The organism is Variovorax sp. IB41, from assembly GCF_016405905.1.
Taxonomy (GTDB): Bacteria; Pseudomonadota; Gammaproteobacteria; order Burkholderiales; family Burkholderiaceae_C; genus Variovorax.
The window spans coordinates 241,374-254,370 of sequence record NZ_JAEFCB010000004.1; the positions used below are offsets into that span (position 1 = coordinate 241,374).

11 protein-coding genes are annotated in these 12,997 nt (G+C 65.0%); 3 read left to right on the forward strand and 8 right to left on the reverse strand.

From position 1 onward, the window contains the following. From JC881_RS11415 to JC881_RS11435, 5 genes are all read right to left on the reverse strand, one after another. Positions 1 to 930 (reverse strand): branched-chain amino acid ABC transporter permease, encoded by a 930-nt coding sequence (locus JC881_RS11415; RefSeq protein ID WP_013539848.1) that lies wholly within the window; start codon positions 928 to 930, stop codon positions 1 to 3. A 263-nt stretch (positions 931 to 1,193) separates the two neighbouring features. Beyond that, on the reverse strand, positions 1,194 to 2,486 hold the full coding sequence (locus JC881_RS11420) for a replication-associated recombination protein A (protein ID WP_269823157.1): 1,293 nt from the start codon (positions 2,484 to 2,486) through the stop codon (positions 1,194 to 1,196). A gap of 22 nt (positions 2,487 to 2,508) precedes the next feature. Beyond that, positions 2,509 to 3,141, reverse strand: coding sequence for an outer membrane lipoprotein chaperone LolA (gene lolA, locus JC881_RS11425; RefSeq protein ID WP_198785826.1), 633 nt, complete (start codon positions 3,139 to 3,141; stop codon positions 2,509 to 2,511). Between the two features lie 194 nt (positions 3,142 to 3,335). Beyond that, positions 3,336 to 5,768 carry a DNA translocase FtsK gene (locus tag JC881_RS11430; RefSeq protein ID WP_198785827.1) on the reverse strand — a complete coding sequence of 811 codons (2,433 nt, stop codon included), beginning with the start codon at positions 5,766 to 5,768 and terminating at the stop codon, positions 3,336 to 3,338. A gap of 94 nt (positions 5,769 to 5,862) precedes the next feature. Further along, positions 5,863 to 6,537: a Crp/Fnr family transcriptional regulator gene (locus JC881_RS11435; RefSeq protein WP_198785828.1), complete on the reverse strand. Its 675-nt coding sequence runs from the start codon at positions 6,535 to 6,537 to the stop codon at positions 5,863 to 5,865. A gap of 181 nt (positions 6,538 to 6,718) precedes the next feature. On the opposite strand from JC881_RS11435, the gene trxB reads away from it, so the two are divergent. The 3 genes from trxB to rpmG all read left to right on the forward strand — a co-directional run bounded on the left by trxB (position 6,719) and on the right by rpmG (position 8,280). Next, positions 6,719 to 7,678, forward strand: coding sequence for a thioredoxin-disulfide reductase (gene trxB / locus JC881_RS11440; protein ID WP_013539843.1), 960 nt, complete (start codon positions 6,719 to 6,721; stop codon positions 7,676 to 7,678). Positions 7,679 to 7,861: 183 nt separating this feature from the next. Beyond that, positions 7,862 to 8,095: a 50S ribosomal protein L28 gene (rpmB, locus tag JC881_RS11445; protein ID WP_007830293.1), complete on the forward strand. Its 234-nt coding sequence runs from the start codon at positions 7,862 to 7,864 to the stop codon at positions 8,093 to 8,095. Positions 8,096 to 8,106: 11 nt separating this feature from the next. After that, positions 8,107 to 8,280: a 50S ribosomal protein L33 gene (gene rpmG, locus JC881_RS11450; RefSeq protein ID WP_007830291.1), complete on the forward strand. Its 174-nt coding sequence runs from the start codon at positions 8,107 to 8,109 to the stop codon at positions 8,278 to 8,280. 165 nt (positions 8,281 to 8,445) lie between these two features. Here rpmG and JC881_RS11455 read toward each other — a convergent pair whose 3' ends face one another. The 3 genes from JC881_RS11455 to JC881_RS11465 all read right to left on the reverse strand — a co-directional run bounded on the left by JC881_RS11455 (position 8,446) and on the right by JC881_RS11465 (position 12,946). Beyond that, entirely contained in the window at positions 8,446 to 9,660 is a 1,215-nt protein-coding gene (locus JC881_RS11455) for a DesA family fatty acid desaturase (protein ID WP_042580840.1), read from the reverse strand. A gap of 132 nt (positions 9,661 to 9,792) precedes the next feature. Next, positions 9,793 to 11,064: an RsmB/NOP family class I SAM-dependent RNA methyltransferase gene (locus tag JC881_RS11460; RefSeq protein WP_198785829.1), complete on the reverse strand. Its 1,272-nt coding sequence runs from the start codon at positions 11,062 to 11,064 to the stop codon at positions 9,793 to 9,795. Between the two features lie 28 nt (positions 11,065 to 11,092). Beyond that, positions 11,093 to 12,946 carry a M48 family metalloprotease gene (locus JC881_RS11465; protein WP_198785830.1) on the reverse strand — a complete coding sequence of 618 codons (1,854 nt, stop codon included), beginning with the start codon at positions 12,944 to 12,946 and terminating at the stop codon, positions 11,093 to 11,095. Between the last annotated feature and the right edge of the window lie 51 nt (positions 12,947 to 12,997).

A 12,997-nucleotide genomic window follows, 5' to 3' on the forward strand; every position in this document is an offset into this window, starting at 1 on the left:
TTACGCACGGTCCGCCACGCGTTCGCCGAGCAGGCCCGACGGTCGCAGGGTGAGCATGACGATCAGCACGATGAACGCGAAGATGTCGCTGTAGTTGCTGCCCAGCACGCCACCCGTGAGGGTGCCGATGTAGCCCGAGCCGATGGCCTCGATGAGGCCCAGCAGGATGCCGCCGACCACCGCGCCGGCCAGGTTGCCGATGCCGCCGAACACGGCCGCGGTAAAGGCCTTCAGGCCGGGCAGGAAGCCCATCGCGTGCTGCGCGATGCCGTAGTTGGATGCGTACATCACGCCGGCGATGGCCGCGAGCACAGCGCCGATGATGAAGGTGGCCGAGATGACCATGTCGGGGCGGATGCCCATGAGCGCGGCGACGCGCGGGTTCTCGGCGGTGGCGCGCATGGCGCGTCCGAGCTTGGTGTAGTTGACCAGCCACATCAGCACCACGAGCGAGAACGCCGTGACGCTCAGGATCATGACCTGCGTGGGCGAGATGACCGCGCCGCCCACGTGGATGGGGTCGGTGGGCAGCAGGTTGGGATACGCCTTGTTGGTCGGCTTCCAGATGATCATGGCCAGCGTCTGCAGCAGGATCGACATGCCGATGGCCGTGATGAGCGGCGCGAGCTTGGGGCTGTTGCGCAGCGGCCGGTAGGCCACCTTCTCGATCACGAAGTTGAGCGTGGCCGCGACGATGCAGGCAATGATCAATGCGATGAGAAGGACCAGCCAGCCCGGCGTGTTGGGCATGCCGTCCTTCATGAGTCCGATGATGGTCCAGCTTGTGAGAGCCCCCACCATCAGCACTTCTCCGTGCGCGAAATTGATGAGGTTGATGATGCCGTACACCATGGTGTAGCCCAAGGCTATCAAGGCATACATGCTGCCGAGTACCAGACCGTTGATGATCTGCTGCAGCAATATTTCCATAACGCGATTCCCTATGTGTTGCACCGTTGCGGGGTGCCATTCACCCACCGTGGCACCGGTTTGGCGCCCTTGGCTGGACAAGCAAAAAACCAGCCAGCATGTGTCGCAGGCGGATTTGTGGGCGGGATTGTAAGCACGCACCAGCGCTGATTTGGTGCGCAGCGACCGGGGTTTACCCGCTCACGCCATGCTGTATGGGCGTAAGTTCATGCGCGGCTCGCGCGAGGGCGAGCGAAGGCGCGCAAGAGGGTATCGGTGGGGTATCAGTCGCCCTTTTCAGCGTTCAGGCGGCGCAGTTCGCGCAGCTTCTCGCCGATGCGGATTTCCAGGCCCCGCTCCACGGGCTCGTAGAAGACCTGGCCCTCCAGGCCCTCGGGAAGATAGTTCTCCCCGGCCGCGAAACCGCCTGCCTCGTCGTGCGCGTAGCGGTAGCCCTTGCCGTAGTCGAGCTCCTTCATGAGCTTGGTGGGCGCATTGCGCAGGTGCATGGGCACCGGGCGCGTGCTGTCCTTCTTGATGAGGGCGCGCACCGCGTTGTAGGCCTTGTAGACCGCATTCGACTTGGGCGCGATCGCGAGATACACCACACATTCGGCGAGCGCGAGTTCGCCCTCCGGGGTACCCAGCCGCTCGTAGACCTCGGCCGCATCGAGCGCCAGGCGCAGTGCGCGCGGGTCGGCCAGGCCGATGTCTTCGCTCGCCATGCGCACGAGGCGCCGCGCCATGTAGCGCGGGTCGGCGCCGCCATCGAGCATGCGCACGAACCAGTAGAGCGCGGCGTCGGGATCGCTGCCGCGCACCGACTTGTGCAGCGCGCTGATGGTGTCGTAGAACTGCTCACCGCCCTTGTCGTAGCGCCGCATGCGCTCGCCGAGCACGCGCAGCAGCCATTCGTCGCCGATGTTCTCGAGCTTCTCGGCACGGGCCGCGACGGCCAGCGTCTCGAGCGTGTTGAGCAGGCGGCGCGCGTCGCCGTCGGCATACGCCACGAGCCGGTCGATGGCCGCCTCCTCGATGGCCGGGACCGCCTGGATCGACTGCGCCTTGGCGACGATCTCCTTGAGGTCGCCCTCGGTGAGCGGCTGCAGCACGTACACCGCTGCCCGCGACAACAGGGCCGAATTGACCTCGAACGACGGGTTCTCGGTGGTCGCGCCGATGAAGGTGAAAAGCCCCGACTCCACATGCGGCAGGAACGCGTCCTGCTGGCTCTTGTTGAAGCGGTGCACCTCGTCCACGAAGACGATGGTGCGCTGCTGTTCCAGGCCGTCGCGCGCGGCCGTGGCGCGCTCGACGGCCTCGCGGATGTCCTTCACGCCGCCCAGCACCGCGCTGATGCTCAGGAACTGCGCGTCGAAGGCATCGGCCATCAGGCGCGCGATGGTGGTCTTGCCGGTGCCCGGCGGCCCCCAGAGGATGCAGGAATGCGGCTGGCCCGACTCGAAGGCGATGCGCAGCGACATGCCCGGGCCGAGCAGGTGCTGCTGGCCGATCACTTCGCCGAGCGTCTTCGGGCGAAGGCGCTCGGCAAGGGGTTGGTGAGAGCTGGTGGCCAAACTTGCGCTGCTTGCGTGATGGTTACTGCTTGACGACATCGGCGCCGGCGGGCGCCTTGAAATCGAACACGCTGGCCGCGAGCGGAGGATTCACTTCGACCTTGCTGAACTTGAGCACCGAGCGCTGGCCGAAGCTGTCGAGAATTTCGAGCGCCGCCAGCGCGTCCCCCTGGAAGCCGACCAGCACGCTTTGCAGCTGGCCGTCCTTGTTCTTGGGCGTGGCCTTGACCCATTCGAGGCCGTCGTGCTCGGGCGCGGCTTCGAGCGCGAAATCGGCCTGCAGCGCGCGCAGGTCGGGGGCCGCGGCGATCAGCGCGGCGGGCGTGGAGCCCAGCGCCTGCGCCTGGGCGCGTTGCGTGACCTGGTTCAGGTCGGCGTCGTAGAGCCAGAGCGTCTTGCCATCGGCCACGATGCTCTGGGCGAAGGGCTTGCGGTAATCGAACTTGAATTTGCCGGGACGCTGGAATTCGAAGGTGCCGGTCGATGTCTTGACGCGGCCGGGCTGGCCTTCGCGCGAAGGCGCGGTCACGGTCTGGGTGAATTCGGCGCGGCCCGATTTGACCGTCTTCACGAAGGTCTCGAGGCTTTCAAGCCCCCCGGCCCAGGCGTTGGCGGAGCAGAGAAGGCCGATCAGTAGCCAATGGCGGATTTTCAATTTGGATTCCTCGAAAAAGCTCGGAAAAAGCTATTGCACTGGGCATCGACCCTACCCGCCGCGAATTGCGGCATGTGTAGGTCTTCATGAAGATTTGCAATGCCGGCGGGCGCTTGTGCAAATTGCCTTTCAGCACGTAACCGCAATTTCGCGCGATCCGCGCGATCCGGAATCGCGAGCCGCCGCCGCACCGATTATTCGCTGCGCGCGGGCACCAGGATTTCGCGCTGGCCGCTGCCGCTCATGGCGCTCACGAGGCCGGCCTTTTCCATGTCCTCGACCAGGCGCGCGGCGCGGTTGTAGCCGATCTTCAGGTGGCGCTGCACCAGCGAGATGCTGGCCTTGCGGTTCTTGAGCACGACCTCGACCGCCTGGTCGTACATCGAGTCCTTTTCGGCATCGCCGCCGCCCAGGAGGTCGCCGTCGCCGTCGCCATCGACCGTGCCGCCTTCGAGCACGCCCTCGATGTAGTCGGGCTCGCCCTGGCTCTTCAAGTAGGCCACCACGCGGTGCACTTCCTCGTCGCTCACGAAGGCGCCGTGCACGCGGATCGGCAGGCCGCTGCCGCTGGCCATGTAGAGCATGTCGCCCATGCCCAGCAGCGCCTCGGCACCCATCTGGTCGAGGATGGTGCGGCTGTCGATCTTGGACCCCACCGAGAACGCGATGCGCGTGGGGATGTTGGCCTTGATGAGGCCGGTGATCACGTCCACGCTGGGCCGCTGCGTGGCCAGGATGAGGTGGATGCCGGCGGCGCGCGCCTTCTGCGCGAGGCGGGCGATGAGTTCTTCGATCTTCTTGCCGACCACCATCATGAGGTCGGCGAGTTCGTCGATGATCACTACGATGTGCGGCTCGCGCTTGAGCGGCTCCGGATCGTCGGGCGTGAGGCTGAAGGGGTTGTAGATGAACTCCTCGCGCGCCTTGGCCTCGTCGATCTTGGTGTTGTAGCCGGCCAGGTTGCGCACGCCCAGCTTGCTCATGAGCTTGTAGCGGCGCTCCATTTCGGCCACGCACCAGTTCAGGCCGTGCGCGGCCTGGCGCATGTCGGTGACCACGGGCGCCAGCAGGTGCGGAATGCCTTCGTAGACCGACATTTCGAGCATCTTCGGATCGATCATCAAGAGCCGCACGTCGCGTGCCTCGGCCTTGTAGAGCAGCGACAGGATCATCGCGTTGATACCGACCGATTTGCCCGAGCCGGTGGTACCGGCCACCAGCACGTGCGGCATCTTCGCGAGGTCGGCCACCACGGGGTTGCCGATGATGTCCTTGCCCAGGCCCATGGTGAGCATGGACTTGCCTTCGTTGTAGATCTGCGAGCCCAGGATTTCGCTGAGCTTGATCGACTGGCGCTTGGCGTTGGGCAGCTCGAGCGCCATGTAGTTCTTGCCCGGGATGGTCTCGACCACGCGGATCGACACCAGCGAGAGCGAGCGCGCGAGGTCCTTGGCAAGACCCAGGATCTGCGAGCCCTTGACGCCGGTGGCGGGCTCGATTTCGTAGCGCGTGATCACCGGGCCCGGCGAGGCGAGCACCACGCGCACCTCGACGCCGAAGTCCTTGAGCTTCTTCTCGATCATGCGCGAGGTCATCTCGAGCGTGTCGGCGGAGACGGTTTCCTGGCGCACCAGCGCCGCATCGAGCAGGTCGACCTGCGGCAGCTTGCTGTCGGGGAGTTCCTTGAAGAGCGGCTTCTGGCGCTCCTTGACGACGCGGTCGCTCCGGGGCACCTCGGTCATCGCGGGCTCGATCTGAACCGGCGGCGACGGCGGGCGGCGCTTGGGACGCGGCTCGATGAGGATTTCCTCGTCGTCGGGGAAATCGGTCGTCATGGCGGGCCCCTCGCCCGTGCTGCCCTTGCTGCCCGGATCGCCGCTGCGCGTGAACGAGGGCTCGTCGGCCTCGGCGCGCTCGCGGGCGGCCTGCTTGCCCATGGCGATGTCGGCGGCCATTTCGCGCTTTTCGCGGCGCGATTCGAAGAGCGAATAGGCGCGGGCGCCGATGCGCTCGGCAATCAGGCTCCACGAGAAGCGGAAGACCAGTGCCGAGCCGATCACGCCGCCGGCGATGGCCACCAGCGCCGATCCGGTGAAGCCCATCCAGCGGACGCTGGCCGGCCCCACGAGGTAGCCGAGCGCGCCACCGCCCGAGCCCGGCAGGTGCGATTCGAGCCGGTACAGGCGCGACCATTCGAGCATGGCGCTCGCGCACAGCAGGAGGATGAGACCGAACCAGAACGCCACGCGGCTGCGGTTGAAGCGGCCGCGGGGCGGCTGCTCGGCCGGGGCGGTCTCGCCGCCGCGCAGCCAGTTCGCCAGCGAGGAGAGCCAGGCGCGCAGGCCGGCCGCAAGGCACCACCAGACGGAATAGCCGGCCGCGTAATAGCTGCCATCGGCCAGCCAGGCGCCAATGCGGCCGCCCCAGTTCTTGACCTCGCCGCCGGTGCCCGACGTCGACCAGGCGGCATCGGAGGGCGTGAAGCTCAGCATGGCGAGCAGCCAGAACAGCAGCGCTGCGAATCCTGCGATCAGCGTGATTTCGTGGGCGAAGCGCATGGCGCGCAGGCGCACGGGTTGCCCATCGGCGGCGGAAGAAGATTGAAGCGTATTGAGCGAATAGGTCATGAAAAACACGGCACCCGGCCCTGTGAATCGGAGGCCGGACGCCCGAACACTACAACAAAAGGCCGGGACCGCCCGCGGCGTCCGGCCCGAAGGCTCAAGTGAGCGTCAGGAGCCGTTCCTTGACGATCATTGCCCCGTCATCCAGGGTCTGAACGAAACCGCGCTCTTCCAGGTCCTTCATCACGCGGCTCACCATTTCGCGCGAGGCGCCGACCATCTTTGCCAAGTCCTGGCGGGAAATCTTGTCGCGCACCTTGAGATTGCCGGCACCGTCGTCGACGGCGAAGTCGAGCAGCGAGCGGGCCACGCGGCCATAGACGTCCATGAGCGCCAGGGACTCGATCTTGCGGTCGGCGTGGCGCAGGCGCTGCACCAGGCCGCGCATGATGTTGTAAGCCATCGAGGAATTCTCGGGAAGGCAGCGCGCAAACGCGTCGCGGCCCAGCATGAGGACGTCGCACTGGATCTCGGTGCGCACGGTGGCCGAGTGCGGCTCGTCGTCGATCAGGCTCATTTCGCCCAGGTAGTCGCCGGGGTTCAGCGTGGCCAGGATGACTTCGCGGCCCCGGCTGTCGGCGCTGGTCACGCGGGCGCGCCCGGTGAGGATGATGTAGAGCGCATCGGACTTCTTGCCCTGCTCCACCACGACTTCGGCACGCTTGAAGCGCTTCTTGATGATCGCGTCCGCGATGCTTGCGGACTGCGTGGCTGTCAACGACGCGAACAAAGGAACGCGCCGAAGCAATTCAAGGTTGGACAGCATCGACATTTATCAATCCCTGATACAGCGCGCGGAGTTGGTCCAAAAGGCAAGCCAATGGATTACTACAATCGCGCGCATTGAAAACACCGTGCACCCGGTGTTGAACCGGGCGGTGATACTCCACATATATCGCTACCACCCTGAAAATGTACACGCTGACGCAGCGTATATCCTAGGTTTTCTACTCATGTCCGCTCCCCAACACGCCAAGGTTTTGATTCTCGGCTCCGGCCCCGCCGGCTATACCGCAGCGGTCTATGCAGCCCGCGCAAACCTGCAGCCTTTGCTCATCACGGGCATTGCCCAGGGCGGTCAATTGATGACCACCACCGAAGTCGACAATTGGCCGGCGGACGTGCATGGCGTGCAGGGGCCCGAGTTGATGCAGCGCTTTCTCGAACACGCCGAACGCTTCAAGACGCAGATCGTTTTCGACCATATCAACAAGGTCGATCTGAGCAAGCGCCCCTTCACCCTGACCGGCGACAGCGGCACCTACACCTGCGATTCGCTGATCATTGCGACGGGCGCTTCGGCCAAATACCTGGGCCTCGATTCCGAAGAGAAGTTCATGGGCCGCGGTGTCTCGGCCTGCGCGACCTGCGACGGCTTCTTCTATCGCGAGCAGGAAGTCTGCGTGATCGGCGGCGGCAACACGGCTGTCGAGGAAGCGCTGTACCTGGCCAACATCGCGAACAAGGTGACGCTGGTGCATCGCCGCGACAAGTTCCGCGCCGAGCCGATCCTGATCGACAAGGTCAAGGAAAAGGTCGCCGAGGGCAAGATCGTGCTGAAGCTGCACAACGAGCTCGACGAGGTGCTGGGCGACGGCACGGGCGTGACCGGCATCCGGATCAAGAACACGCAGACCGGCGAGACCGAGCAGATCGATCTGAAGGGCTGCTTCATCGCCATCGGGCACCATCCGAACACCGACATCTTCCAGGGCCAGCTGGAGATGAAGGACAACTACATCCTGACCCGTTCGGGCCTGCAGGGCTTCGCGACGATGACCAGCATTCCGGGGGTCTTCGCCGCCGGCGACGTGCAGGACAACGTGTACCGCCAGGCCATCACGAGTGCGGGCACGGGCTGCATGGCCGCGCTGGACGCACAGCGCTTCCTGGAGCAGGACGGTACGCTCTGATCGGAGTGCGGCCCAAAAGGGCTATAATCCGAGGCTTTGCCGAAACAAGGCCCTCTCACGGGGGCTTGCTGCATTCAGGCAAAGCCGGGGTACCGCCACCCGTTTCTGGCGAGGTCAAGCTGCAAAACACCTGCAATCACCTTTGATTGCGCCGGTGCCAGCTGTTCAAGAAAGAGTGTCCACATGGCACGCGTATGCGACGTAACGGGCAAAGGCCCGATGGTCGGAAACAACGTTTCCCACGCCAACAACAAAACCAAGCGCCGGTTCCTGCCGAACCTGCAATACCGCCGTTTCTGGGTCGAGACTGAAAACCGCTGGGTTCGCCTGCGCGTTTCGAGCGCTGCACTGCGCCTGATCGACAAGAACGGTATCGACGCCGTGCTCGCAGACCTGCGCGCACGCGGCCAAGCTTAAGGAGCTGAATCATGGCAACGAGCAAAGGCGGACGCGAAAAGATCAAGCTGGAATCCACCGCGGGTACCGGCCACTTCTACACGACCAGCAAGAACAAGAAGACGATGCCTGAAAAGATGTCGATCATGAAGTTCGACCCGAAGGCGCGCAAGCACGTCGAATACAAGGAAATCAAACTGAAGTAATTCAGCCCTGATTTTCAAAGAAGAACCCGCTGCTTACCCAGCGGGTTTTTTGTTGACTGTCGATTTGCATTGCATTCAATACCATTGCGCAATACCAAGACGCAAATACGACGGGCACAAAAAAGCCGACCCAAGGTCGGCTTTTTTTATTGAGGACTGAATCTCTTAAGCGCGTGCAGCGCGCAAACGCGTCGAGAACTCCCTTAGACCCGCAATACCGCTGGCCTCAGCACGATGGCACCAGGCTGCCAGATCGGCCGCCAATTGCTCGCGCGACTGCGAGGTGTTCAGCCAGAGCTGGCGCAGCTCTTCGCGCATCGTCACCATCTTGTCGAGCACCGGGTGAGCGGCACGCGCCTGCACGATGTGCGTACGGGCCGATGCCGGCACCTTGTCGTCGTCGCGGTGCAGCCAGCGCTTGGCCGCCTTGAGCACCGACAGGTCGGCGCCCTTGGTCTTCAGCAGGGCCAGCTCTTCACTGGTCGCACGGCGCATCTCGCGGGCATAGCCGGCCATGACTTCGTAGCGGTTGGCGATGACGGCCTCGAGCGTCTTCTCGTTGGCCACGGGCTGGATGTCGCCCATTTGCATCTTCGGCGGCACCTTCTTGACCTTGGCCCAGCCGATGGCCTGCATCGCCTGGATGTAGATCCAGCCGATGTCGAATTCGTACTTCTTGACCGAGAACTTGGCCGACGTCGGATAGGTGTGGTGGTTGTTGTGCAGCTCTTCGCCACCGATGATCAGGCCCCAGGGCATGATGTTGCGGCTGGCATCGGGTGCCTCGAAGTTGCGGTAGCCCCAGTAGTGACCGATGCCGTTGATGATGCCGGCGGCGGTGATCGGGATCCAGAGCATCTGGACAGCCCACACGGCCATCCCGAGCGTGCCGAACAGCGCCAGGTTGATCACCAGCATCAGGCCCACGCCTTGCCAGCTGTAGCGCGAATACAGGTTGCGTTCGATCCAGTCATCGGGCGTGCCGTGACCGTAGCGATCGATCGTGTCCTTGTTCTTCGATTCCTTGCGGTAGAGCTCTGCGCCGCGCCAGAACACCTCGTCGATGCCCTTGACCTGCGGGCTGTGCGGGTCTTCCTGCGTTTCGCACTTGGCGTGGTGCTTGCGGTGAATGGCAACCCATTCCTTGGTCACCATGCCGGTGCCCAGCCACAGCCAGAAGCGGAAGAAATGCGAAGGAATCGGGCCCAGATCCATGGCCCGGTGCGTTTGCGTGCGGTGCAGGAAAATCGTGACCGCAGCGATCGTGATGTGCGTGGTGACGAGCGTGTACAACACGACTTGCCACCATGTGATGTCCCACAAGCCGTGTCCGAGCCATTGGATGGCCGCATTGAGAACGGCAGAGTCAGGAAGCAACATTGAGTCAGGTACTCCATAGCCACACGAAGGTGCAGCCTTAAGCTAACCAGCGATTTTAAAGCGAGAGGGTCAAAACGAGGCCGTTTACCCTTCAAGAAAAGCGCTGATTAACCCTAGTTTGGAGTCCTGCCCCTATTTGCGGTTCCACACGGCGGCGAAGAAACCGTCGGTCGAATGGCGATGCGGCCAGAGGCGCAGATAGCGCCTGCCGTCCGCCCCCCCAGCGCAAAGCGCCTCGAAACCCTCCACTTTCAGCCCCTGCAGCAGTTCTGCGGCGTCCACGGCCTCGAAATCGGGGTTGGCAGCGCTGAAAGCCTCGGCAATGGCCTCGTTTTCCTCCGGCAGCACGCTGCAGGTGGCGTAGACCAGCCGGCCGCCCGACTTCACCAGCCGGGCCGCGCTTTGCAGGATCGCCGTCTGCTTGACCGTCAATTCCTCCACCGACTTGGGCGACTGGCGCCATTTCAGGTCGGGATTGCGCCGCAGCGTGCCCAGCCCCGAGCACGGCGCGTCGACCAGCACCCGGTCGATCTTGCCCGCGAGGCGCTTGATCCGGTCGTCCCGCTCATGGGCGATGGCCGCCGGATGGACGTTCGAAAGCTTGCTGCGCGCCAGCCGTGGCTTGAGCGCGTCGAGCCGGTGCGCCGAGGTGTCGAAGGCGTAAAGCCGTCCGGTATTTCGCATCGTGGCACCGATGGCCAGCGTCTTGCCGCCTGCGCCGGCGCAGAAATCGACCACCATTTCGCCGCGCTTGGCGTCCAGCAACAGCGCGAGCAGTTGGGAGCCCTCGTCCTGCACCTCGACGGCGCCGCGGGCGAACGCGTCCAGTTTGGTCAGCGCCGGCTTGCCTTCGATGCGCAAGCCCCACGGCGAGAACGGCGTCGCTTCAGATTTGATAGCAGCCTTCGCAAGCTCCGCCTTCACTTCCGCCCGCTTGTCGGTCAGCGCATTGACGCGCAGATCGAGCGGCGCCGGCTGCTGCAGGCTTTCGACCAGCGGCCAGAAGCCGTCGCCGAGTTGCGCCTTGAGCGGCGTCACCAGCCATTCCGGCAGGTTGTGGCGATGGCGCTCCAGCAAGTCGTCCGGCTTGACGGCATCGCAGTTGTCAAGCCAGCGCTTTTCGGTGTCGTTGAGCGCGCTCTTCAGGAAGTCGCGCGGGCCGTGAAAGCCGAGGATCGCCATGCGGCGCTCCTTCGAGCCGCTGCCCGAGGGCGAGAGATGGTCAAACAGCAGCTTCTTGCGAAGCACGGTGTAGACGGTCTCTGCCAGCGTGGCGCGCTCGCGCGGACCGAACTCGCGGTGGTCGCGAAAGAAGCGGGAAACGACCTGGTCGGCCGGGTGATCGAATTTCAGGACAAGGCCCACCAGATCGGCGGTGGCCTCCAACAGGGCTTTGGGGTGCATCCCCCGATTGTCTCAGGCGGTCGCCGTGCTAGGCCTCGCGGGTCCAGACCGCCCCGAAAGCATGCTGCTCGATATCAGCCAGCGTGGGCGAATGGCCGGCCCAGAGCACCAGCGCCGCGCCCGGCAGGGTCAGCGTCTGCTCGAGCTGCCGGCACAGCTGCCAGCGGTCGTCGTCGTCCAGCGCCGGCAGCTCGACGAACACGATGTAGGCGCGGCGCCACGGAAATTCGCGCAGGGTCTTGCGCACCAGCCAGGCCCGCGACGCGGGGAGGCAGCGAACGAGGTCCGCCCGCAGTTCGCCCAACTCGTAGTCGTTCAGGTCATGCCGCGTGATCTGGCTGAAGAACGGCGTCTCGGTGATTTCCTCCCAGGCGCGCGCCTCGGCCTCCTCCGCTTCCTTGAGCCGGCCGCGCCACAGCTTGAGCGCGTCTTCGTCGTGCGACCCGGCATCCGGGTCTTCCAGCGAAGCGACAGCATTCCTGGCAGCCCACCAGCGGCTCGCGGCGCCGGACTGGTGCAGCCGCTCCAGCACCGCAAGGCGGCTGGCGCGGTCGCTCACGGGCAGCATCTGGACCAGCCCCCGCAGCGCCCCCGGATGCTCCGGCGCGATGCGCAACGCGCTCTCGTAGCGCACGCGCACCGGCGCCGCCGGATCGAGCCGGCGCTCCGAATCGGCCCACTCGACCATCTCGTCGGGCGTGTTGCGCTCGCCGCGCGCCGCCAGCACCGCGATGCGCTCGCGGATGCGCGAGCGGTGCGCATGGTGCTGCTTCCAGTCGCCGGCGTGGGCGCGGCGCCACAGGTTGTCGAAATGGCCGATCCACTTCGCGCTGTCGGCCAGCAGATCGAGCGCCGGTCGCTCCGACCATGGCGGCAGAACCGCCTTCTGGCCCAGCGCTTCGAGCCGGTCGCGCAGCACGGGGTGGGTGTCGTCCAGGTCGCTCACGCGGCGCATTGCCTCGCGCAGCGCCTGGCGGGCGAAATCGTCGTCCGGCGGCGTGTGGGCGAGCTTGCGCAGGGCAGCGAACGGCCCCGGCGCCTGGGGCTCCAGTTCGGCCCGGGCCCAATGCGAGGGCCAGAACTCGTTGGCGTACCAGTTGCCCTTGATCGCGATCTCGGTCAGCGCGGCCGCGGCCACCGCGGTGCCCAGCAGCCGGCCCGAGATGCGGTCGGCCTCGTATTCGTCCTGCCGGGCCAACGCGAAGGTCTTGGCCGCGAAGCGCGGAAAGTACCAACGGAAGAAGGCGAGCGAGAACAGCGCCATCACGCCTTCATCGCGCTGCAGGCTGGCGTCCAGCTTGAGCCAGGAGAGCCGCGTGCGGTAGATCCAGGCGCTCAGCTTGCCGTGGTTGCCGCGCAGGTGGCCGTATTCGTGCGCCAGCACCGACAGCAGCCGCTGCCGGTTCAGCATCATCAAAAGCGGCAGGCCGATGCTCAGGGAATTGACCGCGCCGCCGAAGAGGCCGAAGCGCGGCACCTGCCGGATGCTGGCGTTGAAGTCGTCGTCAAGATAAACGCGGTGGACCGGCGGGCCCTTGATCTTGCCGCGGATGCGGTCCAGCGCCTCGAAGAGCGCCGGCGCGTCGGCGCGCGAGAGTTCCTTGCCCTCCGGCTCGTCGAAACGCACCCAGAGCGCGCGCACCGTGGCCCAGAGCAGCCCCAGCGCAAAGACCAGCAGCCAGCCGCGCGTCAGGCTGAAGCGCTCGCGCCCGAGCGACGAAACCACCCAGACAATCAGGCCCACCGCGATTCCGAGACAGCCCAGCACCCACGCATAACCGAGCGCGGCAAACGCCGCCACGCTGCGCCGGTAGCGCGCGCTGTTGTCGGCGCTGGCATGCTCGCTCAGTCGAACCAGGTGAACAAAATCCGCGCGATCCATTCGACTCCCGTCAAATCAAGCACTGACCGTTTTCAAAGAAAGAAGCTCCCG